Source organism: Streptosporangium sp. NPDC004631, from assembly GCF_053601935.1.
On sequence record NZ_JBSGCR010000031.1, the window covers coordinates 12586 to 37555 of the forward strand.

Annotated in this window: 21 protein-coding genes; 11 read left to right on the forward strand and 10 right to left on the reverse strand. The window is 72.4% G+C overall.

Going from position 1 to position 24970, the window contains the following annotated elements; translation table 11 throughout:
• Positions 1-37 precede the first annotated feature (37 nt).
• Positions 38-1411, reverse strand: coding sequence for an NADP-dependent succinic semialdehyde dehydrogenase (locus ACWEF2_RS25530; protein WP_453818874.1), 1374 nt, complete (start codon positions 1409-1411; stop codon positions 38-40).
• Between the two features lie 216 nt (positions 1412-1627).
• On the opposite strand from ACWEF2_RS25530, the gene ACWEF2_RS25535 reads away from it, so the two are divergent.
• Positions 1628-2044, forward strand: coding sequence for a DUF2795 domain-containing protein (locus ACWEF2_RS25535; protein WP_453818875.1), 417 nt, complete (start codon positions 1628-1630; stop codon positions 2042-2044).
• Positions 2045-2077: 33 nt separating this feature from the next.
• Here the strand turns inward: ACWEF2_RS25535 and ACWEF2_RS25540 are convergent, their stop codons facing one another.
• Positions 2078-3403, reverse strand: coding sequence for an MATE family efflux transporter (locus tag ACWEF2_RS25540; RefSeq protein ID WP_453818876.1), 1326 nt, complete (start codon positions 3401-3403; stop codon positions 2078-2080).
• Positions 3404-3485: 82 nt separating this feature from the next.
• Between ACWEF2_RS25540 and ACWEF2_RS25545 the strand changes: the two genes are divergently transcribed.
• The 4 genes from ACWEF2_RS25545 to ACWEF2_RS25560 are packed head-to-tail and all read left to right on the forward strand — an operon-like array spanning position 3486 to position 8387.
• Positions 3486-5030 (forward strand): ABC transporter substrate-binding protein, encoded by a 1545-nt coding sequence (locus ACWEF2_RS25545; RefSeq protein ID WP_453818877.1) that lies wholly within the window; start codon positions 3486-3488, stop codon positions 5028-5030.
• A complete protein-coding gene (locus ACWEF2_RS25550) occupies positions 5015-5956 on the forward strand; it encodes an ABC transporter permease (protein ID WP_453818878.1) in 942 nt (313 codons plus the stop codon). Before ACWEF2_RS25545 ends, ACWEF2_RS25550 begins: the two co-directional genes overlap by 16 nt.
• The gene (locus ACWEF2_RS25555; RefSeq protein WP_453818879.1) at positions 5953-6819 is read left to right on the forward strand and encodes an ABC transporter permease; all 867 of its coding nucleotides are present in this window, start codon (positions 5953-5955) and stop codon (positions 6817-6819) included. Before ACWEF2_RS25550 ends, ACWEF2_RS25555 begins: the two co-directional genes overlap by 4 nt.
• Complete coding sequence (locus ACWEF2_RS25560; RefSeq protein ID WP_453818880.1) at positions 6816-8387, forward strand: ABC transporter ATP-binding protein; 1572 nt, start codon at positions 6816-6818, stop codon at positions 8385-8387. Before ACWEF2_RS25555 ends, ACWEF2_RS25560 begins: the two co-directional genes overlap by 4 nt.
• Positions 8388-8398: 11 nt before the next feature.
• On the opposite strand, the gene ACWEF2_RS25565 is transcribed toward ACWEF2_RS25560, so the two are convergent.
• The 7 genes from ACWEF2_RS25565 to ACWEF2_RS25595 form a co-directional block, all read right to left on the reverse strand.
• Positions 8399-8569: a hypothetical protein gene (locus ACWEF2_RS25565; RefSeq protein ID WP_453818881.1), complete on the reverse strand. Its 171-nt coding sequence runs from the start codon at positions 8567-8569 to the stop codon at positions 8399-8401.
• Between the two features lie 196 nt (positions 8570-8765).
• Positions 8766-10721 (reverse strand): Xaa-Pro dipeptidyl-peptidase, encoded by a 1956-nt coding sequence (locus ACWEF2_RS25570; protein WP_453818882.1) that lies wholly within the window; start codon positions 10719-10721, stop codon positions 8766-8768.
• A gap of 100 nt (positions 10722-10821) precedes the next feature.
• Positions 10822-11832, reverse strand: a complete 1011-nt coding sequence (locus ACWEF2_RS25575) for a glycoside hydrolase family 6 protein (RefSeq protein ID WP_453818883.1) — start codon at positions 11830-11832, stop codon at positions 10822-10824.
• Positions 11829-13862: a galactose oxidase-like domain-containing protein gene (locus tag ACWEF2_RS25580; RefSeq protein ID WP_453818884.1), complete on the reverse strand. Its 2034-nt coding sequence runs from the start codon at positions 13860-13862 to the stop codon at positions 11829-11831. The genes ACWEF2_RS25575 and ACWEF2_RS25580 overlap by 4 nt, the downstream gene beginning before the upstream one ends.
• A complete protein-coding gene (locus ACWEF2_RS25585; RefSeq protein WP_453818885.1) occupies positions 13859-15571 on the reverse strand; it encodes a glycosyltransferase family 2 protein in 1713 nt (570 codons plus the stop codon). Before ACWEF2_RS25585 ends, ACWEF2_RS25580 begins: the two co-directional genes overlap by 4 nt.
• Before the next feature lie 346 nt (positions 15572-15917).
• On the reverse strand, positions 15918-17030 hold the full coding sequence (locus tag ACWEF2_RS25590) for an MBL fold metallo-hydrolase (protein WP_453818886.1): 1113 nt from the start codon (positions 17028-17030) through the stop codon (positions 15918-15920).
• An 87-nt stretch (positions 17031-17117) separates the two neighbouring features.
• A complete protein-coding gene (locus ACWEF2_RS25595) occupies positions 17118-17417 on the reverse strand; it encodes an MTH1187 family thiamine-binding protein (RefSeq protein ID WP_355599950.1) in 300 nt (99 codons plus the stop codon).
• A gap of 141 nt (positions 17418-17558) precedes the next feature.
• Between ACWEF2_RS25595 and ACWEF2_RS25600 the strand changes: the two genes are divergently transcribed.
• From ACWEF2_RS25600 to ACWEF2_RS25625, 6 genes are all read left to right on the forward strand, one after another.
• On the forward strand, positions 17559-18524 hold the full coding sequence (locus tag ACWEF2_RS25600) for an ankyrin repeat domain-containing protein (protein ID WP_453818887.1): 966 nt from the start codon (positions 17559-17561) through the stop codon (positions 18522-18524).
• Between the two features lie 30 nt (positions 18525-18554).
• Positions 18555-19118, forward strand: a complete 564-nt coding sequence (locus ACWEF2_RS25605; protein ID WP_453818888.1) for a hypothetical protein — start codon at positions 18555-18557, stop codon at positions 19116-19118.
• 143 nt (positions 19119-19261) lie between these two features.
• A complete protein-coding gene (locus tag ACWEF2_RS25610; protein WP_453818889.1) occupies positions 19262-20752 on the forward strand; it encodes an MFS transporter in 1491 nt (496 codons plus the stop codon).
• Positions 20753-20932: 180 nt separating this feature from the next.
• Entirely contained in the window at positions 20933-21415 is a 483-nt protein-coding gene (locus ACWEF2_RS25615) for a cation:proton antiporter regulatory subunit (protein ID WP_355599954.1), read from the forward strand.
• Positions 21416-21423: 8 nt separating this feature from the next.
• Positions 21424-22581 (forward strand): cation:proton antiporter, encoded by a 1158-nt coding sequence (locus ACWEF2_RS25620; protein WP_453818890.1) that lies wholly within the window; start codon positions 21424-21426, stop codon positions 22579-22581.
• A 66-nt stretch (positions 22582-22647) separates the two neighbouring features.
• Positions 22648-23556 (forward strand): hypothetical protein, encoded by a 909-nt coding sequence (locus ACWEF2_RS25625; RefSeq protein ID WP_453818891.1) that lies wholly within the window; start codon positions 22648-22650, stop codon positions 23554-23556.
• A 27-nt stretch (positions 23557-23583) separates the two neighbouring features.
• Here the strand turns inward: ACWEF2_RS25625 and ACWEF2_RS25630 are convergent, their stop codons facing one another.
• Positions 23584-24909 (reverse strand): cation:dicarboxylate symporter family transporter, encoded by a 1326-nt coding sequence (locus ACWEF2_RS25630; protein ID WP_453818892.1) that lies wholly within the window; start codon positions 24907-24909, stop codon positions 23584-23586.
• Positions 24910-24970 lie beyond the last annotated feature (61 nt).

Sequence of the window (24970 nt, forward strand, 5' to 3'; positions counted from 1 at the left end):
CCGGCGGCTCACCGGCCGGGGTTCCTCCCGCCGGGCCTCAGCCGATCCAGACGGTCTTGACGTTGCAGAACTCGCGGATGCCATGCGCGGCCAGCTCCCGGCCGTACCCGGAGTTCTTGACACCGCCGAACGGCAGCTGGGGATACGAGACGACCATGCCGTTGACGAAGACCATTCCGGCCGCCAGGTCGGTGATGAGACGCTCCCGCTCCAGCTCGTCGGTGGTCCAGACGTTGGAGCCGAGCCCGAACGGGGTGATGTTGGCCAGGGCGAGCGCCTCGTCGATGTCCCCGACCCGGTACAGCGAGGCCACCGGGCCGAACACCTCCTCGTCGAACACCCGCATCTCCGGGGTGATGTCGGTGAGCACGGTCGGCTCGTAGAACCAGCCCGGCCTGTCCGGGCTCACCCCTCCGCACAGCACCCGCGCGCCGCGCCCGGCCGCGTCGGCCACCAGCCGTTCCACGTCGTCGAGCCCCTGCTCGGTGGCGAGCGGCCCCACGTCGGTCGACTCGTCCATCGGGTCGCCCACCCGCAGCTCCTCCATCCGGGCCACGAAGCGGTCGGCGAAGTCGTCGTACACGTCGGCGTGCACGATGAACCGCTTGGCCGCGATACAGGACTGGCCGTTGTTCTGCACCCTCGCGGTGACCGCGGTGGAGACGGCGGCGTCGAGATCGGCGGACGGCATCACGATGTAGGGGTCGGAGCCGCCCAGCTCCAGGACGGTCTTCTTGACCTCGTCGCCCGCGATGGAGGCGACCGCCCGGCCCGCGGCCTCGGAGCCGGTCAGGGTGACCGCGACCACCCGGCTGTCGCGCAGCACGGGCTCGACCCGCGCGGACTCGATCAGCAGGGTCTGGAAACATCCCGGGGGGAAGCCCCCCCGGGTGAACAGCTCACCCAGGTAGAGCGCGGTCTGCGGCACGTTCGACGCGTGCTTGAGCAGTCCCACGTTGCCGGCCATCAGCGCCGGCGCGGCGAACCGGACCACCTGCCAGAGCGGGAAGTTCCACGGCATCACCGCGAGCACCGGCCCCAGCGGCTGGTAGCGCGCGTAGGCCTGCCGCGCGCCCACGACCATCGCGTCGGCCACCTCGTCGGCGAGCAGTTCCTCGGCGTGGTCGGCGTAGTGGCGCATCCCGAGCACGCATTTGGCGGCCTCGGCGCGGGCGGCGGCCAGCGTCTTGCCCATCTCGGTGGTCACCAGCCGCGCCACCTCCTCCCGCTCGCCCTCCAGCAGGTCGGCGGTGCTCCGCATCCAGGCCGCCCGCTGTTCGAGGTCGGTGCCCCGGTAGGTCCCGAACTCGGCGGTGGCGAGCACGAGCCGCTCCTCCACCTCGTGCTCGCCGAACGGTTCGAAGGTCTTCAGAGTCTCACCGGTGGCCGGATTGATCGTCGCGATCGCCATCAGTACCTCCTCGACGGCCGTCACCCTCGGGCGGCGGGACCGTCGGAATCGAGAGCTGCTGGACGGGGGCCGACACGGACGCCCCACCTAGTCTTCTCCCCGACATTTCAGGACATATCCCGCTTATGTCGGCCGGTCGGCCGGAGTTTGGGATCGCCGAAATGGGTACGGCCACCTCATGACAACCCATTCCTTGACATTTCGGAAGGTGGGGGCATGAACGCTGAACGTGGCAGCGCCAAGCACGGCCCGCGCGTGGACGAGAGGCAGAAGCACGAGGTGGAGGGCGCGGTCCGGGGCGGCGGCCCGACCCACGCCGAGGAGTGGCTGGAGCCCGAACCGCTCCGGGACGCCGACGAGGAGACGGCGCCCAGGAGATATCCACCGGGGCACGAGCCGGGCACGCCACGGGGGATCACCCCCGCGGACGTCGAACGCCGGAGCTCCCTCGCCAAATGGCTGAGCGACGCCCGGTGGCCCGCGGACCGCGACGACCTTCTGGAGCACGCCGACGCGAAGATGGCCCCCGACAGCCTCGTGGCGAGCCTGCGCGACCTGCCCGACGGGGAGTTCCACAACATCGGCGAGGTGGCCAGGGCCCTGGGCCTGGGGACGGAACGCCGCCGCTGGTAGGAGCCCCGCCGGACGCGGCCCGCCCCCGGCCCCTCAGCCGGCCCCGGCACGGACGGCGAGGACGGCGAGGGTACGGCGGAAGCGGAGCAGCAGCAGGACCGCGGTGACGGCGAGCCCGGCCAGCAGACCGGTCCACGCGCCGACCGGCCCGGCCCCGGCGACGCGGCCGAGCAGCCACGCGGCCGGCAGGCCGACGGCCCAGTAGCCGACGAGGGTGATGCGGAGGCCGGACCCGGTGTCGCCGAGGCCGCGCAGCAGGCCGACGCCGATGTTCTGGGCGCTGTCGAAGTACTGCAGCACGGCGGCCACCACGAGCAGGTGCGCGGCCACCGCCGACGCGCCCTGCTCCGCGTCGAGGAAGGGGGCCAGCACCACACCGGGCATCAGGAGGTAGACGGCGGCGATCACGGTCGCGACCACGGCGCCGTGGACGAGCGCGGTCCGGCCCGCCCGCGCCGCGGAGCCGTACCCTCCCACCGCCGCCGCGCCGCTGACGCCGATCGACGCGGCGTGGGAGAGGCCGACGCTCACCTGGAAGACGATGTAGACGAGTTGGCTGACGGCGGTGTGCGCGGCGAGGGCCGCGGCGCCGAAGCCGCCCATGAGCAGCGCGACCACCGAGAAGAACCCGGCCTCCGAGCCGTAGGTCGCCGCGATCGGCGCGCCGAGGCGGGCCAGGCCGCGCAGGTGACCGGGGCGGACCCGCCAGGCGTCCAGCGCGAGCACGGGGGCGAGTTCGGCGTCGCGCCGGGTCACCGCGTGGAGCGCCAGAAAGGACAGCAGGTGGACCAGCGCGGTCGCCAGGCCCACCCCGGCGAGACCGAAGGGGTGGATGAGCAGCCAGTTCAGGCCGGCGTTCACCGCGATGGACGCCACGGTGATCCACACCAGCGCCCCGGGCCGCCGCATGCCGACGGTGAACTGCCGGATCACCTGAAACCACAGGCACGGCACCAGGCCGGGCGCGAGGGCCAGCAGCATCGGCCGGGCGAGCTCGATCACCCCGGGGTCCTGGCCGAGCCAGGCGAGGGCGTGGCCCAGGCCCACCATGAGCAGGGCTCCGGCCGTTCCGGCCAGGGTGGCCAGCGCCATGCCCGCCCGCACGAGGGCACGGAGCTCCCCGGGCCCCTCGCCCACCGCGGACGCCGCGGCGACCTGGTTGCCCAGCCCCGTCACCAGGCCGACCCCCATGGTGCGCAACTGGTTGAAGAGCACGATCGCCAGGCCGCCCGCGGCCAGGGCCTCGGTGCCGAGCAGGCCCATCATCACCATGTCGGTGGTGGTGAGGGCGACCTGGGCGAGCTGGGTCAGGGCGAGCGGCAGGGCGAGCCCGGCGAGCCTCCGGCTCTCTTGGAGCACCGTCACATCCTTATTTGCCGCGTCCGTGATTTTAGGATAGGCATACCTTACCTTGAACTGCCGATGTGAGAGCGGGATGGTCGTGACCTTGACAAGGCGGCAGCTGTTCGGAGCCGGTGCCGGGGTGGGAGCCGGTCTGCTGCTGGCGGCCTGCGGGTCCCCGTCGGACGGTCCGGCGCCCACCGGCTCGGCGGCGGCGCCCCGGCCGGGCGGCGGCGGAGTGCTGCGGGTGGGGGCGCTGGGCAAGGCGTCCTCGATCACCCGCGACCCGCACGGGGTCCAGGCCAACGAGAGCGACTACCTCATCCTCGCGCTGACCCACGACGCGCTGACCGTCCCCGGCGCCTCGCCCAACGTGGCGCCGCGCCTGGCGGCCTCGTGGGAGCCGAGCGACGATCTGAAGCGCTGGCGGTTCGTCCTCGCCGAGAACGCGGCCTTCCACGACGGCTCCCCGGTCACCGCCGAGGACGTCGCCTGGTCTCTGCGCAGGCTCCGCGCCACGCCCTCCGGACAGTCCCGGATGCCCGGCGTCGGGCCGGACGCGATCAAGACCGACGGGGGCGCGGTCGTGCTCACCTCGTCCTACGCCAACAGCGAGCTCCCCCTGCTGCTCCGGCTGACCACCTTCACCCTGAAGAAGGACACCAAGGACGTGACGGGCGCGCCCGGCACCGGCCCGTTCCGCCTGGAGTCCTTCCAGAACGGCAACGCCCGCCTGGTCCGCAACGACCGGTGGCACGGCGGCAAGGTCGCGCCGGACGCCGTCGAGGTGCGGATGTTCGAGTCTCCGCAGGCCATGGCAGGCGCCGTGCTCACCGGCCAGATCGACCTGGCCTCCAACGTCGGCGCGGTCGCCGCCCGCACCGCGGAGGGACGCGGTGACATCCAGGTGGTCCGCCGCCCCCACGACATGTCCATGCCGATCGTGATGCGCACCGCGGACGGCCCCTTCGCCGACGAGCGGGTACGGCTCGCGCTGCGGCTGGCCGTGGACCGCGAGGCCATGGTCAGGCAGGTCCTGTCCGGCTACGGCACCGTAGCCAACGACATCCTGGGCACCGCCGACCCCGCCTACGCGAAAGACCTGCCGCAGCGCACCCGCGACCTCACCCGGGCGGACGCGCTCCTGAAGGAGGCTGGCTTCGACCGGGCCAGGACCTACGAACTGTTCACCACCGAGGACATCCCCGGTCTGGCCGAGTCGGCGACGCTGTTCGCCACCCAGGTCCGCGAGGCCGGGGTGAACGTCAAGGTCGTCAAGCAGGACCCCGGCGTCTTCTGGGACCGGACCTGGCTCAAGGCCCCGCTCTACACCACCTACTGGGGCACCAACGACTCGGTGGTCTTCTTCGCCGGCAAGACCCTGAGCTCCGAGGCCGCCCAGAACGAGGCCGGCTGGAAGAACGGGGACTTCGACGCGGCCTACCGCGGGGCCGTCGGCACGGCGGACGCCGCGGCGCGGGCGCCGTTCCTCAGGGAGCTGCAGAGGATCGAGCACGAGCGCTCCGGCTATCTCCTGTGGGGCATGGCCGACGGCATCGACCTGGCCGCCGCCAAGGTGCGCGACCTGCCCACCCTCCCCGGCTACGGCCGCGTCCAGCTTGAGCGCGCGTGGCTCGCCGGCTGAGCCTCCTCGCCGCGTTCCTGGCCGGGCGGGTGGCACTGCTCGCGGTGCTGCTCGCCACGGTCTTCGCGGCGATGGAGTTCCTGCCCGGCGACGCGGCGGCCTTCACCGTGGACCGGGGCGCCTCCGCCGCCGACGTCGCGGCCCGGCGGGCCGAGCTGGGACTGGACCGGCCGCTCTGGACCCGCTTTCTCGGCTGGATGACCGCGCTGCCCACCGGGGACCTGGGCGTGACCGCGCGCGGGGATCGGGTCTCGGAGGTCATCGGCCGTCACCTCCCCAACACGCTGCTGCTGGGCGGCGCGGCCCTGGCCGTCACGGTGGCCGCGGCGCTGGCCCTGGGCGGCGGTGCCGCGCTGCGCCCCCGCTCCCGGCTCGACCGGGCGGTCTCCGCGACCTCGACGGTCGTCATGGCCCTGCCGGAGTTCGTGGTCGCGAGCGTTCTGGTGCTGCTCCTCGCGCTCTGGGCCGGTCTGCTCCCCGCGGTGACGCTGACCGATCCGGCGGGCCGTCCCGCCTCCTGGTCCATGCTGATCCTGCCCGTCCTGGCGCTGGCCGTGCCGCAGATCGGGTGGAACACCCGCATCGTCCGCGCCGCACTGGCCGACGAGTCGGCGGCCCCGCACGTGGAGGCCGCGATCCTGGACGGCCTGCCACCCGCGCGGGTGCTCCTGCGGCACGTGCTCCCCGGAGCCCTGCCCGCGATCGCGGCGGGCGCCGCGACCTCGGTGGGGATGCTCCTGGGCGGCGCGGTGGCCGTGGAGGCGATCTTCAACTATCCCGGCGTGGGCACGGTCCTCGCCGGAGCCGTGCGCAACCGCGACACGCCCCTGGTGGCGGGGGTGGTGGCGGTCACCGGCGCGGTGATCCTCGCCGTGCTGATCTCCTCGGACCTGATCAGGAACCGGGCCTCGGTGAGGCGGCCGTGACCTCCGTGTCCCCCGTGTCCCCCGTTCCGGAGCCGGGCGGGGCCGTGCCGGTACGGCGCCGCGCCCGGATGCCGTACCGGCTCGTTCCCGCGGCCGCGGTCATCGGGTTCGCGCTGGCCGGATCGGTGCTGGCGCCGCATCCGATCGACGCGCCGGTCGTGGCCCCCTACGCCCCGCCGTCGTCCGGCGCCCCGCTGGGCGGCGACCAGCTCGGACGGGACGTGCTGAGCCGGCTGCTGGCCGGGGGCGGGGAGCTGCTGGTCACCTCCGCCGTCGTCGCCTGCCTGGTCACGCTGGTCGCCGCGACGCTCGGCACCGTCGCGGTGCTGCGCCCGGTCGTCGGACGGGTCGTCGAGTGGGCCTCCGACGTGATGATCCTGCTTCCTTCCGTGCTCGCCGTGCTGCTGGTGGTGCTGTCCTGGGACGGCGGCGGCAGGGTCGCCCTGGTCGTCGCCGCCATCGCGGCCGGCCTGCCGTACGCCGTCCGGGTCGTGGCGGGCGCCGCCGCGCCCGTCGCGGGGTCGGGCTACGTGGAGGCGGCGCTGGCCGGAGGGGAGCGCCTGCCCCGGCTGATCTGGCGCGAGGTGCTGCCCAACCTGCGCGCGACCCTGCTGACCCTGCTGGGGCTGCGCTTCGTGGCCGCGGTCTACGTGGTGTCCACGGCGGCGTTCCTGGAGGTGGGCCCGACGCCGCCCGCCGCCGACTGGGCGCTCATGATCCGGGAGAACGGGCCGGGCGTCATGCTCAACCCGTGGTCGGTGGTCGCGCCCAGCCTGGCCATCGGCCTGCTGGCGGGAGCGGTGCAGGTGGCCGCGGCCACGCTGATGCCGGGAACTCGGCGACAGGCGGTGCGGAGACCTTGAACACCACCGGCCGGCACACGACCGGCTCCGGCGGTCCGCCGTGTTCCGCCCTGACGGGCGGCCCGGAGCCGGATCGACCGGCGGCGCGCGGCCGGACGGCCACGGCCGCGACGGACCCCGGCCGTCCCGAATCGAGCGGGCCCGAATCGAGCGGGCCGGAGCCCCGGAACCGCCCGGGGACCGTCGTCGCCGAACTGGACGGACTGGTGCTGGCCGCTCCCACGGGCGCGGCCGTGGTGACGGGGCCGCCGCTCACCGCCGTCCGAGGGCGGGTCGTGGCGCTCACCGGGCCGTCCGGAGCGGGCAAGAGCACGCTGCTGCGCGCCTTGCTCGGCGCGCTCCCCACCGGCCTGGTCCGTCGTTCCGGGCAGGCGCGGGTGCTCGGCCACCAGGTCTTCGAACTGGATCCGGTACGGCTGCGCGCGCTGCGCCGCGACCACATCGGCTCCGTCGACCAGGATCCGGCGTCGCGTCTGAACCCCAGGATGCGGGTCGGGCGGCTGCTCGGCGAACTCTCCCCGGGACGCCCGTCACGCGCCGACCTGCGCCGGCTGCTGACCGAGGTCCGGCTGCCGGGCACCGACAAGATGCTGGCCCGCCGTCCGCACCAGCTCTCCGGCGGGCAGCAGCGGCGCGTCGCCATCGCCCGGGCCCTGTCCCGCCGCCCCGCTCTGCTGCTGCTGGACGAGCCGACGGCCGGGCTGGACGCCGCGCTGGCGGCGGAGATCGGCGAGCTGATCCGGGAGCTGGCCGACCGGCACGACATGGCCGTGGTGCTGGCCTCCCACGACCCGGAGCTGGTGGCCGGGATCGCCGACGAGGTGGTGCCGGTCGGCTCCTCCTCCCGCGGGCCCGCGCCCACGGCCTCCGCGCGGCGCGCGGCCCCGCCGGGCGGACCGCCGCTGCTCATCGTGCGAGGGGTGTCGGCCAGGGCGGGCGCGCGGACGATCCTGTCCGGTGTCGATCTCGACCTGTGCCGGGGCACGTCACTGGCGGTGAGCGGGGTCTCCGGCTCGGGGAAGACCACCCTGGCCAGGGTGCTCGGCGGACTGCACCCCCGGGCGGAGGGCGTCGTCGAGCTCGACGGCCGCCCGCTCCCCCTGCGGGCCGCCCGGCGCAGCCGCGAGCAGTGCCGCCGCGTCCAGCTGGTCCCGCAGGATCCGCTGGGCACCCTCAACCCGGTCCGTACGGTCGGCGACGCGCTCGCGCGGCCGCTACGGCTCCACCGGCGCGCCTCGGACGTATCCGCGCGGGTCGGCCGGCTGCTGGAGGACGTCGGCCTGCCGCCGGAGACCGCCGGTCGTCTGCCGCACGAGCTCTCCGGCGGTCAGCGCCAGCGGGTGGCGGTCGCCCGCGCGCTCGCCGCCGACCCGGACGTGCTGATCTGCGACGAGGTGACCTCCGCGCTCGACCCGGCGACCGCGGAGTCCCTCATGGGGCTGCTGGCCCGGCTCCGCCGTGAGCGGGACCTGGCCCTCGTCGTCATCAGCCACGACCTGGCCCTGGCCGCCCGGTACTGCGACCTCTCCTGCGTGGTCGCCGGCGGGCGGGTCAGCCGGCCCTCGTGACACCGCGCGTGTCAGTCGCCGACGCCGGAGGAGCGGAAGAGCCTGGCCGCGAACATGACCACCACGGCGACCAGGCCGATGATCAGAGCCCACTTGAGCAGGCCGAAGAGAAAGCCCAGGAGCGAGCCGAGCAGGAGGAAGGCGAGCACCACGGCCGCCACGATCAGTAGAATTCGTCCCATATCTCCACGCTACGTGCCGGTACGGCCCGGCGGCAGGGCGGGAGGCCGAAGTCAGGGACAAGCCAGGGTCACCCCTCGGGGTCGTCCCCGGCCGCGCCCGGGGGGCGGCCGGTCACCGCGCGGAAGCCGGAGCGGCACCGGACGATCCGGGCGACACCGCGGGAGGGGCACGGTGCCGTCCGGCCGCCGGCGCGGATCAGTCGAGGGCGTCCCGTCCGCCGACGAGGGGGAGCCGGACGGAGCCCGCGCCCGGCTCCACCGAGACCCTGGTTCCGGGGGGCAGGCGGAGGGTGAAGTCGCGGTCGGTGGAGATGAGCACGACACCCAGCCGGTGACCGGCCTTGACGACGTAGTCGCCGGGCTGGAGGTCGAGGTCGAAGTCGTAGAACCCGCCCTCGCGGAGCAGCTCGGTCCTGGAGGCGGAGTGGCGGTTGCGGACGTCCAGCCACCCCCTGGTAATGATCTTGTATGGGGCGGTCACCGTGACGTGCTCGGCGAGCCGGGCGCAGCCGGTGTCGCCCGGCACGCCCTGGCCGTAACAGACCGGGGTGGTGCCGTAGACGACGTCGCCCGAGGCGCGGGTGTCGGTGCCGTAGTCGACCAGCAGGGCCGTGAGGTACGGCGAGCGCCCGCCCGCGAACGCGGCCCTGACCGACACGCTCGGGGTGCCGGACAGCCGGACGTCCCTGGTCAGGGTGGCGGACAGGTAGGCCAGGCGGTTGGGGTCGGTGGCGGTGACGTTCTCGGCGAGCTGCTCGGCGGTGCGGGCGCTCTGGTCGGTGAACGACTCGACGGTGTGGCCGTCCGAGCGTTCCCGGCCCAGTGTGCCGTTGCGGCCGCCGGTGCCGGCGGCCAGGCGCAGCCGTACGTCACGGGTGCCGGGCAGCGGCCAGGAGGCGTGCCTGGCCCACTGGCCCGGCCCCGACTCCACGTCCGCCTGCGGCTCGTCCATGATGCCGTTGCGCAGGCCGTACAGGTAGAAGTCGAACCAGTGGTGGAGCTGGCGCAGCCACTCGGCGTTGCGCTGGGCGTAGGAGAAGGGGTTGAAGTGCGGGCCCTGGTGCAGCCAGATCTTGCGCGGCACACCCCGACGGGCGAGGGCGTCCCACCACTGGACGGTGTGCTTGGTCTTGACGTTCCAGTCGTTGAGGCCGGCCACCGCGAAGACGGAGGCGCGGACCCGGCGCACGTCGTTGAGATAGTTGCGGCGGTCCCAGAAGTCGGAGTAGTCGCCGGTGACCCGGTCCTGGTCGTGTCCGATCCGGTCCATCAGCGGGCCACAGGCCTGCTCGGCGTTCTCCCGGGTCAGGACGTAGCGGGCCAGCACGTCGGCGTCCTCACCCTGGTATCCGCCGGGGGCCAGCACGCCGCCGCCCGCGCGGTAGTAGTCGTACCAGGAGGAGATGGCGGCGATCGGCACGATGGTCTTGAGCCCCTTGACGCCGGTCGCGGCGACCGCGTTGGCGAGCGTGCCGTTGTAGGAGACCCCGATCATGCCGACGTTTCCGGTGGACCAGCCGGCCTCCACGGCATTTCCGGCCGCGTCGAACGCGCGGGCCCTGCCGTTGAGCCAGTCGATCACGGCCTTGGGCCCGGCGGTCTCGTTGTCCAGGCCGGTCGTCGGGCAGCCGGTCGCACGGCCCGAGCCGAGGTTCTCCACCAGCGCCACGGCGTAGCCGCGCGGGACGAAGTAGTTGTCGTAGTAGCCGCGGAACGGCGGCACGGTCGCGCGGGCGTCGTTCAGGCCCTCGTCGAGGCCGAACATCTCGTCGCGCAGGTCGTTGAACTTGTTGCGCCGGTAGTCCATGCCCGCGGGGTCGGAGCCGTCGAGGTCCACCACGTGGTTGGGCACGTCGTTGCCGCCCCCGTAGTAGGGGCTGGCCTCCATGATGATCGGGACCTTCAGCCCGGACGCGGTCTCCCTGGGCCGCATGATGTCAACGGCGACCCGGTCCGGACGGTCGTCGTGGTCGCTGTCGACCCCGGCGACCTCGACGAACACGGTCTCCGTCAGGGCCTCGGCGCGCGAGTGGACCGGCTGGGTCTCGTCGTTCTCGATCGGGGCGACCGCGGATCGCGCGGCCGCGGCCGGCAGGACCCCGGAGGGCAGGGCGACCGCCAAGGCGATGAGGACTGTTTTCCACCTGTTCATCGAGGGGGACTCCCGGAGATCGATGAAAATTGACAACTCCGGTCAATGTCCTGCACGGCAAAGTCCACCTGCAAGATCCAAGATGTAACGAATCAGGCGGCTATCCCGCGTTGCGCGCGAGCTCCAGCGCGTAGGAGGGGAACCACTCGCCCGGTCTGGGCTCACCCCGATGGCACTCGCCGTCGGACTCCCCCGGCCGTTTGATCCACAGGAAGGCGTCCACCCGCTCGTGGCCGGTCCTCGTCGTCGGCTCCGCGCCCAGCGCCCGGCCCGCCGGATTGCACCACATGTCATCGCCCTGGGCGCCGGGCAGCGGGCCGTTGCCGTTGCGCGAGGTGTCGATCACGTAGGGGGCCCCGCCGAGGCCGTCCGAGAGCCGCCGGGCGACGGCGACGCTCTCCTCGGTGGTGAAGAAGTTGCTGACGTTGAAGGCGAAGCCGTCGGCCGAGGCCACCCCGGCCCGCCGCATCGGCTCGACCCAGTCGGCCGGGTTCCTGATCCAGCCGGCGTTCCCCGCGTCGAGATAGACCTTGGCCCGAGGCTGTCTCCTCAGCGTCTCCACCGCCGTCCTGAGCAGGCCGAGGCGTTCGGCCGCCCGGCCGCCCCGGGTGCAGTTGTCCAGGATGTGCGCCAGCGCGTCGGGTTCGACGACGACCCACGCGGGCCGGTCGCCGATCCCCTCGGCGAAGCGGCGGATCCAGATGCGGTACTCCTCGGAGTTCGACGCCCCGCCCGCCGAGAACCGGCCGCAGTCGCGGTCGGGGATGTGGTAGGCCACCAGGACGGGCACCTGACCGGCGCGCCGCGCCTTCTCGGTGACGGCGGCGACCCGGGCCGTCGGGTCCGGGTCGCCGATCCAGATCGCGTTGGGCCGGTCGGCGATCCTGCGGATCAGCGCCGCGTCCCCGGTCCTGCCCTCCCGCTGAAGCCTGCGGACCTCCTGGGCCGCGGCGCCGTCGGGGTCCACGTAGAACCGCGTCTCCCCGGAGCCGGTGGAACCCGTGGAGCCGTCCGGGGGTGCCGAGCCCCCGGACGGGGTGGGGTCGCCGGCGCAGGCCGCCGCGGCGAGGGCGAGGGCGAGGGCGCCGGCGGCGCGGCCGTACCTGTTCATCGATCTCCTCGGACTCGGTCTCCCCGGATGTGGACCCAGCGGGCCTGGGACGGGGTTCCCTCTCCGGTGACCCCGAACATCATGTACCAACCGGGCGGCACCAGCGCGGGGTTGGCCGGGACCGTGACGACGATGCCGCCGGACACCCGGGTGAAGTCGACGCTGACGGAGCGCTGTTCCACGTCCGTGACGTGGGTGACCGCGCTCGGCCGCATCAGCCGCACCTGCCTGATGCGCCTGGCGTCGGGGGTTTTGAAACCCGCCCTGCCGCCCAGGCGCAGCGCCCGCCGCCCTCCGGTGAACACCGGGCGCCGTTCACCGTTGAACAGGTAGGCGGGGGTGTAGACCTCGACCCGCTGGTCGAACGCGCCGGGGACCGTGCCGCCCTCGTCGCCGAAGAGCGGGTCGGAGCCCATGCCGAGCACCCTGCCGTCGGGCAGCAGCAACCCCTCGGCGTGGTAGTTGCGGCCCACCGCGGGCGCGGCGGCCTCGTGGAAGCTGTTGCTCTCCGGATGGTAGACCTCGGCCCGCAGCACGTCGCTGCCGCCCCGGCCCCGGTAGTCGCCGGAGCCGTTGAAGGAGAACACGGTGTCGTCGGGGAGGAGCACCGCCGACGGGTAGCGCACCGGGTCGGAGAGGTTCGGGCCGCGGACGTAGCGGGGCGCGGGCTCCTTGAAGTCGATGAGGGCGGTCCGGTCGGTGGCGTTCTTCTGGCCCGGCTGGCGCTCCCCCACCGGGCCGCCGCCCATGACCATGATCTTCTGGTCCTGCGCGGGGGGCAGCAGCACCGAGGCGCCGGTCTCGTTGAGCTCGGGCTCGGGCAGGCCGGGGACCGGGGTGAACGCCTCCATCTCGTCCGGTGCCACGCCTCCGGCCCCCCCGGAGGTCTTCACCGGGCGGTCGGTGTCGTGGCGGTAGTCCCAGACACCGGGGGGACGGAGCGCGAGCTGGCCCGGGCCGTACCCGGCGCTCATCCCGGAGAAGAAGAGGGTGTCGTCGTCGAGCAGGAACAGCGCCGGGTAGGTGGGGAAGAACCGCTTGGGGCCCGGCCGCCAGGTCTTGGTCCCCGGATCGTAGATCTCGTTGTCCCTGGTGACCTGGCCCACGGTGTCCAGGCCGGAGACCGTCATCACGCGGCCGTCGGGCAGCGCGGTCATCGTGGGATACCAGCGGCCCTCGTTCATGTCCTGGACCTTGAGGTAGCGCTCGGCCACGGGGTCGAACTCGTAGGCGTCCCTGATGCCCTGGAAGTCCTGTTTTTCGAGCGTCATGCTCGCACCCATGGCGTACAGGTTCCGCCTCTCCCGGCCGGTGAGCCCCTGGATCCGGTATCTGACGGAGCCCTCGGCCGAGGTGAACAGGCCGGGCGCGCCCTCGGCAACGGCCTCGGCGAAGACCTTGGTCTCGCTGGGCGTGATCCGCGCCTTTCCCGGCAGGCCGGTCTCGACCTTCTTCGCGGGCGGCACCGTGATGTGGGCGGTGGTGCGGTACAGCTGCCCGGTGGGGGCGGCGACCAGCGTGCCGGGGTGCAGGTGCCTGGGCTGGGCGTCCGGATCCTCGTTCTTCACCACCAGGGGCCCGCCGGCCCGCTTGACCCTGCTTTTGAGCACCTCGAAGCGGAGTGTGCCGCCGGCGATGAGAAGGTTTCCGCTGGGCAGCATCACATGCCCGGCACAGAAGAAGTCGACGGGCGTGTCGATCAGCTTGAACTCGCCCTCCTGTCCCGGCCTGGCCGGATCCCAGAGCAGCGTCTTGAACGTGCCCTTGGCGAAGTTGGCCGCGTTGTTTCCGGAGCCGGCGACAATGAGCACCTTGCCGGTGTGGAGCAGCGCCGCGTGAATGGCGTTGACCTTGAACTCGTCCGGGACGTTCAGGAAGGTCCACCGGCCGTAGCGCGCCTTGTAGTCGTCCTGGTCGATCCGGTACTCGTGCCACTTCCTGGAGGCGAACCCGGAGACGGCCGGCAGGTTGACCCCGACGACGACGGCCACCACGGCGGCGGCGAACAGGTTCTTCCGCAGTCGGCTCAACGGCCCTCCCGGCGGGTGCAGGCCCAGGCCACCAGGGGCCCCAGGCAGATCACGAGGGCCAGAACGCTCCAGAGGGTCATGACCAGGTGCACATGACCGGTCCAGAACAGGGTGAGCAGCAGGCCGCCGCCGAAGATACCGGCCCACCACAGGTGGATACGGAAGGTGGCGATCCGGTCGGGGCTGGCCGAGTCGCCCTTGGGGGTGACCACGAACCTGCTGGGCCGCCGTAGCGCGGCCCCGGCCAGCGACGCCACGTAGATGGGCGCCGACACGGCCGACATCACCATTCCCGCCACCCCCGAGGAGCCCTCGGGCTCGTGCGGGCTGACGTTGTGCCGCCGGTTCCAGGTGTAGAGCATGACCTGCAGCAGCGCCGCGTCGCCGTACAACATCAGCCACACGTCCATGGGAACGGTCACGCCGGAGCCTCCCACCGCCATGAAGAGGAGGGCGCTCAGCCCGGCCAGCAGCCAGTTGAACGCGGACATCGGATAGAACGTCACCATCAGGCTGTAGTTGAACAGCCTGCCGGGTGACAGCCGGAACGCCGCCCGCCAGAACTGGGTGAGCAGTGTCTCGTAGGTGCCCCGGCTCCAGCGGAGCTGCTGGCTGAAGAAGTCGGTCCACGACGACGGCCCCTCGCCGACCGCGAGCACGTCCGGGGTGTAGACCGACATCCAGCGCCGCCCCGTCTCCGGGTCGCGGGCGCGGTGAAACTCGATGCCGGTGGCCATGTCCTCGGTGATCGAGTCGTACAGGCCTCCGATCTGCTTGAGCGCCCGGATCCGCACGGCGTTGTTGGTGCCGACGAACATGGGTGCCCCGTACAGGTTGCCGGCGCGCTGAATCAGCGAGTGGAAGAGGAACTGCTGGCTCTCGGCGGCCTTGGTGACCCCGGTGGCGTAGTTGCCGTAGACCTGGGGGCCGACCACGAAGGCCACCCTCGGGTCGCGGAAGTAGCCGAGCATGCGCTCGCAGAACTCGGGCAGCGGCACGTGGTCGGTGTCGACCGAGACGAAGAAGTCGTAGTCGTCGCCGTGCGCGGCCAGCCAGCTGTTGTAGTTGCCGTGCTTGGTCTTCGCCCGGAAGGAGCCCCTGGGCCGGTTCCACTCGGGCACGCCCTTGCGGGTGAAGTGGTGCGCGCCCAGCCAGTCGCAGAGCTCGTGGATGTCGGGGTCGTCGCCCTCGTCCAGCAGCCACACGTCGAACGGGCCGTCGTGGCGGATCTGCAGGGCCGCGGACAGGGTCTCCCTGACCATCTCCAGCGGCTCCTTGCCGGGCACGCAGGTGGTGATGAAGGCCACCCGGGTGCCGGACTCGGGCACGACCGGGACCGGATCCCTGGCCGCGAGCATGGCGTGGACGTTGGAGACCACGCTGACCAGGCGGAACATCTCGATCAGGGCGATCGCCACAAGCATGATCCGGTCGGCCAGCGGCAGGTACCACGGGAGCACGCCGTAGGGGTCGGGGCGGACCGTCCAGTGCTCGGGCAGCAGCAGCCACGCCATCAGGGTGAACTCCACGACGAGCGCGGCGGCCATCAGCAGCACCGCCCGCACCCGGTGCGGCTCGCTCGCCAGCAGGGAGCGGTAGCGGACCCGGTACGGCCGGCCCGGCTCCGGCTCGGTCACCGGACCGGCGAGCCGGCTGAACCGCTCGTAGTCATAGAGGATGATCTTCGCGGTGCCGGTGGAGGCGCTCATGGGTTCGGCGACCTCGCAGCGCGCACGACGAAGACCGGCACTGTCCCCCCAGATGGAAAACGAGACCGGCCGCCCCACCCGAAGGCACGGCCAACACCGGCCCATAAATCGGTAAACAGTAAGACATCATATTCTGATTGGTAAGCCAGATATCGCCCCTCTCACAAGGTCGGGGAATATTCCGGAGCGCGATTTATTCCAAGTTTCAATGAAACAGCCGAGGGGGTATCGGGAGGGAAACGGGCCGGCGCCCCGCATCCCGGCACCGCGACCTCCACGGAGGTCCCGCACGACCTCGTCGCCCGCACCCGCCTGGCGGCCCCGGGGTGACGGGGGCGCCTGAGGCTCATCCGCCGAGCAGCTCCCACCAGCCGTCCGGAGCGGGCGCGTCGTCGGCGTCGACGCGATCACCCGGACGGGGGACCGCCAGGCGGACGTCGCGGGCCTTGGCCTCGCGCCACAGGCGGTCGACCGGCTCGGCCCACGGATGGAGGGCGAGGGTGAAGGTCGCCCAGTGGACGGGCAGGAACAGCTCGCCCCCCAGGTCGAGATGGGCGTTGACCGCCTCCTCCGGGGTCATGTGGACGTCCGGCCAGCTCGGGCTGTAGGCCCCGACGGGCATGAGCGTCAGGTCGAAGGGGCCGTGCGCGGCGCCGATCGCGGCGTAGCCGTCGAAGTATCCGGAGTCTCCGGCGTAGAAGACCCGCCGGTTCGGCCCGGCCACCACCCAGGAACCCCAGAGGGTCCGGTTGCGGTTCAGGGTGCGCCCGGAGAAGTGCCGGGCCGCGGTGGCGACGAAGCGCAGGCCCGCCACCCGGGTCTCCTCCTCCCAGTCGAGCTCGACGATCCGCGAGCGGGGCACGCCCCAGCGCTCCAGGTGCGCGCCGATCCCCAGCGGAACCAGGAACGGCGCCGCCTGCAGGGCGGTGAGCGCCCGGACCGTCGCCATGTCGAGGTGGTCGTAGTGGTCGTGTGAGATCACGATCGCGTCGACGACGGGCAGGCCCGCCAGCGGCGCAGGCGGCGGGTGCAGGCGCCGCGGGCCGATCAGCGGGGACGGGGAGCAGCGGTCACTCCACACCGGGTCGAACAGCACCCGCCGTCCCTCGATCTCCACCAGCGTCGTGGCGTGGCCGTACCAGACGGCGCTCAGGCCGGTCGCGGACGGCTTGACGGCGGGAGAGGTCACCAGGGGGATCCGGCCGGGCGGACGGCGGCCGTCACGCTCGAAGACCATCTCGCCCAGCAGTCTGGGCACCGTGCCCGGCGGCACCGCGGCTGCGGCCACCGGGTTGCGGAACGCGCCGTCACGGAAGCGGGGGGACCGGCGCATCCGCGCCAGCCGCCCGCCCGTGGCCCTGGCGCCCAGCGCGGCCGGAACGTCCCGCAGCGCCCACCCGGCGGCGGCCAGCGCCAGCCCGCCCACCAGGGCACGCCCCATCGATCCGTTTCCCGCCATCCGCGCACGCTCCCCAAGTCGCCCGATCATGTAACCGATCCCGGCCCCGCCGGTGTTCCCGATCCGGAGATCCCGCCGGTGCGCGGTCTAGGCGAGGTGGCGTTCGACGGTGGCGACCTTGGCGTCCAGTCCGCCCGTACGCCCCGCGCGGACGTCGGCCTTGAGCACGAGGCTGACCCGTCCGCACCGCGCCTCGACCGCCTCGACCGCGCCCCTCACCACGGCCATGACCTCGTCCCAGGTCTCCCCCTCGACCGTGGTGAACATGGCGTCGGTCCGGTTGGGCAGCCCTGACGCGCGAACCACCCGCACGGCCTCCGCGACGAGTTCGCCGACGTCCTCCCCGGCTCCGATCGGGGTCACGCTGAACGCTACGAGAACCGACATGTCACGCCTCCCTCAAGAACATCCGTCTACGCACCCTAGGCCGGTCGGCCCGAATCACCGACCGGCCCTCCCGTATAGGTTTGATCGAAAATGTCGCCTTAGGGTGATTTGATCCTGTCAGAGCCACAAGATGGGGTGACAGTGAGCGACAGCGAGTGGGATGAGATCATCGATGCCTGGCGTGACAGCAACCCGGCCGAGGTCCGCGAACAGCCGCCGGGCGGGCTCGGCCCCGGTCGGCGGCTCCCCCGGCAGGGGTCCACACCGCTGCACCGGGCCGCACAGGAGGGTGCGGCCGGGCTGATCGAACTGCTCCTCGCCTGGGGCGCCGAGGTCGACCCCGCCGACGACGACGGGGCCACCCCGCTCTGGGAGGCCGTGCGCCACGGCCACGACGACGCCGTCCGGGTGCTGCTGGCCGCGGGGGCAGACCCCTGGAGACCGTGCATCGCCGGGCGCTCTCCCGGCCTTCAGGCGCTCTTCACCGAGCTGGCGGACCTGTTCGTCCACCTCCCCGGGGCTCCCCGGATCGGCCCGAGGCTCCGTGAGATCCAGGACACCGTGGACGAGATGATGTTCTCCTACGAGAACTACAACGAGGAGTTCTGCGTCGCGTTCGTCGGCGGGGTGAGCGAGGACGAGGTGATCCACCGGCTGGGGGCCGTTCCCGAGCACTGCCCGCCGGTCGGGCCCGAGGCGCTGTTGAGGATGGAGCACGACTCCCCCGTCGAGACCCTGCGGGTGGCGGGGCCTCCGGGAGGCGGGGTCGTGCTCTTCCAGACCGGCGGCGCCCTGCCGGTGCACGACACCGTCGCCCGGCTGGTCACCGCGGGCGGCGGAGTCCTGGCCGGCGGGTTCCCGCTGACCAGTTCCTCGGTCGACATCTGGCGGGACGGCGTCAGCGTCGCCCGGCCCGCGGTTTACCAGCAGCTCGGCCACGACAGCCTGTTCGAGCTGTGGATGTGCCGGTTCGGCGACTGCGGAGCGCATCCGTCGACCTCGACGGAACGAGCCCTGGCCCTGATGACGTTGCTGACCGCCACCTACGTCACCGAGGGATGGTTGTGGAGCGCTCCGGTACGGGTGGTGCCCGTCGAACTGCGGTAGGGCAATCAGAGTGGGTAAGGTCACCAGACCATGAAAAAGCACACCATAACCACACGATGGAGTGAGATACCGGACGACGCCGACGACCTCGTCCTGGTCCGCGGCGGATTCCGGACCTACCTGTGCCTGTGCGGCAGACCCCTGGCGGACCGGAGCGCCGCGGAGTCGCACGCGATGGAGACCAACCAGTGCACCACCTGCCTGGGCTCGGCGACCGAGCAGATCGTCCCGTCCTTCTCCCAGAGCTGCACGTCGTGCGCCGGAACCGGCCGGCGCACGGTACAGCTCACCTGGGAGCTCGCCTGCGCCGAGGCCGAGGCCACGATCACCGTCGACCTCGTCCGCGAGCTGATCGCCCCGCTCCCGGGACCGTTCCGGCTCTCCGAGGTGGCCGACACGGTCCGCGCCACCCTCGACCTGCCGGTTGGGCGCCTGCCCGTCGGCCCCCGGGTCCGCGACGTCCTCCGCCGGCTGGAGGCCGACGGCGAACTCGTCCTGATCTCCGCCCCGGACGAGCTGATCCGCGGCACAACCGTGGTGCTCTACCGCGACCCGTACTGGCAGCACGCCTCCGCCCCTCCCCCCGGGCCCTGACCCCGCGACGGTGATTGGGCCGCCCAAAAATGGTAAGTATGTCCAGCTGAAGAGGAGAAAACCCCACCGGAGGTCGAGACCGAGACCGTCATGTCGCGCCCCAGCCGAACGCCCGCGCCCCACCCGTACCCGTACGCGGCCGGATGAGCGCCGGAGCCCGGCCGGACGAGGTACCGCCCACCCGGCGGCGGGAGAACGCCGACCCTCGCCGGTGGAAGGCGCTGACCGTCTGCCTGGTCGCCGGCTTCATGACGCTACTCGATGTCAGCATCGTCAACGTGGCGCTGCCCGCCATCCGCACCGGGCTGCACTCCCCGCAGAGCGACCTGCAGTGGGTGGTGTCCGGGTACGCCCTGACCTTCGGGCTGGTGCTGGTCCCCGCCGGCCGGTTCGGTGACATGCGCGGACGGCGTGACGTGTTCGCCTTCGGCGTCGCCCTCTTCACCCTGGCCAGCGCGGCGGCCGGAGTCGCCCAGAGCTCCACCTGGCTGGTCGTCGCGCGACTTGTCCAGGGGGTGGCGGGCGGGGTGATCAACCCGCAGGTCAGCGGCCTGATTCAGCAGCTCTTCCGGGGCGCCGAGCGGGGCCGGGCCTTCGGCCTGCTGGGCGCCACCATCGGCGTCTCCACCGCGATCGGCCCGCTGCTCGGCGGGCTGCTCATCGGCCTGGGCGGCGCGCGGGAGGGGTGGCGCCTCGTCTTCTACGTCAACGTGCCCATCGGCGTCCTGGCCATATTCCTGGCGTACCGCTACATCCCACACCGGCCGCCGGAGAGACGGTCACGGGAGAGCGTGGACCCGGTCGGCGTGCTGCTGCTGGCCACCGGGGTCGTCCTGGTGCTGCTGCCGCTCGTCGAGGGGGAGCGGTGGCACAGCCTGGGAAGGTGGCCGCCGCTGCTCGCCGGGGTGGCCGTACTCGCCGTCTTCGTGGGCTGGGAGCGCCACTACGGGAGACGCCGTCAGCCGGTCGTCAACCTGTCCCTGTTCGCCATACGCTCCTACTCCTTCGGCACCCTGATCGCGGCGCTCTACTTCGCGGGCTTCACCGCGATCTTCTTCATCCTCACCCTCTACCTGCAGGAGGGCCTGCGCTACTCGGCCCTGGGAGCGGGGCTGGCGAGCACCTCGTTCGCGGCGGGATCGGCCGCGGCCTCGGTACTGGGAGGCCGGGTCGTCACCCGGTTCGGCCGCCCGCTGGTGGTGGCGGGACTGGTGCTGGTAACGGCCGGGCTGGCCGCCACCGAGCTCGCCGTACGGCTGGTCTCCGGCCAGGACGTGGCCTGGGCGATCGCGGTACCGCTGCTGATCGCCGGCCTGGGCAGCGGCCTGGTGATCTCGCCGAACCAGACGCTGACGCTGTCGGAGGTCCCCGTCGCCGAGGCCGGCACCGCGGGCGGCGTGCTGCAGACCGGCCAGCGGATCGGTACCGCCGTGGGCATCGCGGCGATCGGCTCGGTGTTCTTCGCGCAGGTGGCCTCCTCACGCGGCGACCACGCCCTGGCGTTCCGGTGGGCGCTGCTGGTCACCATCGGCTTCGTGCTGGTCACGCTGGTGGTGGCCCTGGCCGACGTGATCGCCGCCCGCCGTGCCCGTCCGGCGCGGGCGCCCGCCTCCGTGAGCCGCCCGCCGCGGTGAGGGCGATCCCGTCCCACCGAACCCGATCGCCCCTTGGAATCCAGTCCGTCCCGGCCCACACCCGGAAACAACCCACTAAACCAATCGGCAGTAGCATTTATTAGCGATATCGGCGACGGACCTGCCACTTGATAGGTTCTTGGAAACCGTCAATGTACGCATAGGTGGAGGATTAGCACTGTGGAGGTCGAGCAGACGGCGCTGCCGGGGATCGGACTGCGGCACGAGTTCACCACGCGGAACGGCCGGCGGATCGGGATCGTCTCCCACCGCTCAGGCCGCCGCGACCTGGTGATATACGATCTGGACGACCCGGATCGCGCGTGTGAGACGGTCAGGCTGAACGACGAGGAGGCCGACGCGCTCGCCGAGCTGCTCGGCGCCCCGCGCATCGTGCAGCGCCTCAACGCCCTGCACCGGGAGGTCGAGGGCCTGGTCAGTCTCCAGCTGCCGATCCCTCCCGACACGCCGTACGCCGGGCGGCCGATGGGCGACGCGCGCGTCCGCACCCGCACCGGCGCCTCCATCGTGGCCGTGGTGCGCGGCGGACAGGTGTTCGCCAGCCCCGGCCCCGACTTCGTGCTCGACGGCGGCGACGTGGTGGTCGTCGTCGGCAGCCCGGAGAGCACCTCCGCCGTCTCCGACATCATCGCCCTCGGATAGGGCGCCGGGTGCACACAGCGGTCCTTTTCCTGGAACTCGGCGCCGTCCTTCTCGGGCTCGGCGTACTCGGTGCGCTGGCGCTCCGTGTCGGCATCTCTCCCATCCCCCTCTATCTGCTGGCGGGACTGGCCTTCGGCACCGGCGGGATCATCCCGCTGGCCACCAGTGAGGAGTTCATCTCCGTCGGTGCCGAACTCGGCGTCATCCTGCTCCTGCTCACACTCGGCCTGGAGTACAACGCCGACGAGCTCATGACCAGCCTGAAAGGCAACGCCCGCGCCGGAGTCGTCGACCTGGTGCTCAACGCGGCACCGGGCGCGATCGCCGCGCTGCTGCTGGGCTGGGGCCCGGTGGCCGCCGTGGCCATGGCCGGGGTCACCTACGCCACCTCCTCGGGCATCACCGCCAAAGTCCTGTCGGACCTGGGCTGGATCGGTAACCGGGAGACCCCCGTGGTGCTCTCCCTGCTGGTCTTCGAAGACCTGACCATGGCGGTCTACCTGCCCGTCCTCACCGCGCTGCTGGCCGGGCTGAGCCTCCTCGGCGGCGCGCTCACCGTGGCGATCGCGCTGGCCACGGTGAGCGTCGTGCTGCTGGTCGCGCTCCGTTACGGCCGGTTCATCGAGGCGTTCGTGGCCAGCCCCAACTCCGAGGTGCTGCTGCTGAAGGTGGTCGGGCTCGCGCTGCTGGTCGCCGGGGTGGCCCAGCAGCTCCAGGTCTCGGCGGCCGTCGGCGCCTTCCTGGTGGGCATCGCGCTCTCCGGCGAGCTGGCCGAGGACGCCCAGGCGTTGCTGACCCCGCTCCGGGACCTGTTCGCCGCGGTGTTCTTCGTCTTCTTCGGCCTGCAGACCGACCCCACCAAGATCGGGCCGGTGGCCGGGCTCGCCGCGCTGCTCGCCCTGGTCAGCATGGTCACCAAGCTGCTCACCGGCGGCTACGCCGCCCGGCGGGCCGGAATCGGCAGAGCCGGACGGGCGCGGGCGGGTATCGCGCTCATTCCCCGGGGCGAGTTCAACATCGTGATCGCCGGCCTGGCGGTGGCGGCCGGAGTCCACCCCGACCTCGGCCCGCTGGCCGCGGCCTACGTGCTCATCCTCGCCGCGTTCGGCCCCCTGGCCGCCCGCCTGGTCCAGCCTCTCATCACCGCCATCGCCAGACGCGCCTGACCTGCCGGGCGGCGCGTCCCATCCTTTTCCCGGCCCTCACCGCCGGGATCTGGTAGGCATTTGCGGGTGACACGTCTCCTGACACTCCTCACGGCGGCCCTTCCCCTCCTGGCGGCCCCCGGTCCGGCGTCCGCCGCCTCCCCCGGCACGCCACACGTCCCGGCCGGGGTGACCGCCGGATACGTGGTCTTCGACCGGCAGGCGGGCAAGGTCACCTCGCAGCACAACGCGCATCGCAGGTTCCGCTCGGCGTCGGTGGTGAAGATCCTGATCGCGATCGACTATCTGGAGTCGCACAGCAGCGTCCCCAGGGGCGATCTCACCCTGCTCGCGAAGATGCTGAGGGTCAGCGACGACGCCGCCGCGACCTCTTTCTGGACCCGGGGCGGCCAGGGGAAAATCGTCGAGCGGACGGCGCGCAGACTGGGGCTGACCGAGACCGCTCCGCCGCCCACCGACCGGCCGGGCTTTTGGGGTTACACCTCGCTCAGCGCGCTGGACGTCACCCGGACCTACCGCTACCTGCTCGACGAGGCCGACCCGAGGGTGGGCGGCCTCATCCTCGGCCACCTGCGAAAGGCCGGGCGGTGCGGCTCCGACGGGTTCGACCAGTACTTCGGCATTCCCCGCGCGGTCCCGGCCCCCTGGGCGGTCAAACAGGGCTGGTCGGGGTACGGCTCGACACCCCCGGCCCCGTGCGGGCGGGCGGCCTCCGCCGGTGCGGCACCCGCCGCCGGAGCCGCGGCGACCCAGGTCACGGCCGTACAGGACGCCGGCCTGGCCGACCTCGCATCGGCCGCCGGGCCGGTCCCCGACTTCGGCCACCCGGTGCTTCACACCACCGGGCTCGTCGGCCGGAAGGAACGCTGGATCATGGTGCTGCTGACCGCCTACCCCACCTCGACCACCTGGCAGCGCTCCACCGGTCAGGTGACGAGGCTGGCCCGGGAGGTCTATCTCAGCGGGACCTCGTGACCCCGGGCTCACCGAAGTGGGAGGCGGCTAGACCGGCGACATCGCCGGATCCGTCCGGTCCGCGGGCGGCGGATCGTCCAGCGGGGAGGTCTCGTCGAACGGGAGCCGGCCGGACAGCACCTCGGCGGCGCGTTGCCGGTCGAACTCACCGGTCCAGGTGCCGACCAGGACGGTGGCGACCGCGTTGCCGGCGAAGTTGGTCAGCGCGCGGGCCTCGGACATGAAACGGTCGATGCCGACGATCAGGCCGACCCCGTCGACCAGGTCGGGGCGGTGGGCCTGCAGGCCGCCGGCGAGGGTGGCGAGGCCGGCGCCGGTGACTCCGGCGGCTCCCTTGGAGGCGATGACCATGAAGACCAGCAGGGAGACCTGCTCACCGAGCGAGAGCGGGGCGCCGGTGGCGGTCGCGATGAAGAGGGTGGCCATGGTCAGGTAGATGGCGGTGCCGTCGAGGTTGAACGAGTAGCCGGTCGGCACGGTGATGCCGACGACGGGACGGCTCACGCCGAGGTGCTCCATCTTGGCGATCAACCGGGGCAGCGCCGACTCCGAGGACGAGGTGGACAGGATGAGCAGGAACTCCCGGCCGAGGTAGCGCAGCAGCGACAGCAGGTTGATCCGGGCGACCAGCCAGAGCAGCGGCCCCAGTACGACGAGCACGAACACCAGGCAGGTGAGGTAGAAGCCGAGCATGATGACGGCGAGGCTCCTGAGCGCGTCCACCCCGGTCGCGCCCACCACGGCGGCCATCGCGCCGAAGGCCCCCACCGGGGCGGCCCACATGATCATGGCGAGGATGCGGAAGACGAGCCGCTGGACGTGCGCGACACCGGCCAGGATCGGCGCCCCTCGCTCCCCCATGGCCTGCAGGGCGAACCCGGTGAGCAGGGCGGCCAGCAGGGTCTGCAGCACCTGCCCCTCGGTGAGCGCCGACACCAGCGTGACCGGGATGATCCCGAGCAGGAAGGCCACGGTGTCGCTCTCGCCCCCCTTGACCGCCTCGGTCTCGGCGGCCCGGCGGAGCTCCTCGGTGAGGTGGAGCCCCTGGCCGGGGTCGACCAGGTTGCCCACGGCCAGGCCGACGGCCAGTGCCACGGTCGACATGCCGAGAAAGTAGCCGAGTGCCAGGCCGCCGACCCGGCCCACCCTGGCGGCCCCGGTAACCGATCCGACGCCGAGCACGATGGTGCAGAAGACGATCGGGCCGATCATCATCTTGATCAGCCCGACGAAGGCCGTACCCAGGGGTTTGAGCTCCGGGGCGACGCCGGGGGCCGCGAGCCCGACGGCGACCCCAGCGGCCACCGCGAGGACGACGGCCGCGTAAAGGTATCGGGTTCGATCTCGGGACATGGGCGCTCGGCCTCCCCGGTCTCTGTGGAAACTCCGGTCCGACAACCATGAGAACCCACGC

Bases quoted from the DNA above. Each gene is read 5' to 3' on its own strand.
- ACWEF2_RS25530 (WP_453818874.1), bottom strand. From the start codon at position 1,411: ATGGCGATCGCGACGATCAATCCGGCCACCGGTGAGACTCTGAAGACC.
- ACWEF2_RS25535 (WP_453818875.1), top strand. From the start codon at position 1,628: ATGAACGCTGAACGTGGCAGCGCCAAGCACGGCCCGCGCGTGGACGAG.
- ACWEF2_RS25565 (WP_453818881.1), bottom strand. From the start codon at position 8,569: ATGGGACGAATTCTACTGATCGTGGCGGCCGTGGTGCTCGCCTTCCTC.
- ACWEF2_RS25570 (WP_453818882.1), bottom strand. From the start codon at position 10,721: ATGAACAGGTGGAAAACAGTCCTCATCGCCTTGGCGGTCGCCCTGCCC.
- ACWEF2_RS25575 (WP_453818883.1), bottom strand. From the start codon at position 11,832: ATGAACAGGTACGGCCGCGCCGCCGGCGCCCTCGCCCTCGCCCTCGCC.
- ACWEF2_RS25585 (WP_453818885.1), bottom strand. From the start codon at position 15,571: ATGAGCGCCTCCACCGGCACCGCGAAGATCATCCTCTATGACTACGAG.
- ACWEF2_RS25590 (WP_453818886.1), bottom strand. From the start codon at position 17,030: ATGGCGGGAAACGGATCGATGGGGCGTGCCCTGGTGGGCGGGCTGGCG.
- ACWEF2_RS25595 (WP_355599950.1), bottom strand. From the start codon at position 17,417: ATGTCGGTTCTCGTAGCGTTCAGCGTGACCCCGATCGGAGCCGGGGAG.
- ACWEF2_RS25605 (WP_453818888.1), top strand. From the start codon at position 18,555: ATGAAAAAGCACACCATAACCACACGATGGAGTGAGATACCGGACGAC.
- ACWEF2_RS25610 (WP_453818889.1), top strand. From the start codon at position 19,262: ATGAGCGCCGGAGCCCGGCCGGACGAGGTACCGCCCACCCGGCGGCGG.
- ACWEF2_RS25630 (WP_453818892.1), bottom strand. From the start codon at position 24,909: ATGTCCCGAGATCGAACCCGATACCTTTACGCGGCCGTCGTCCTCGCG.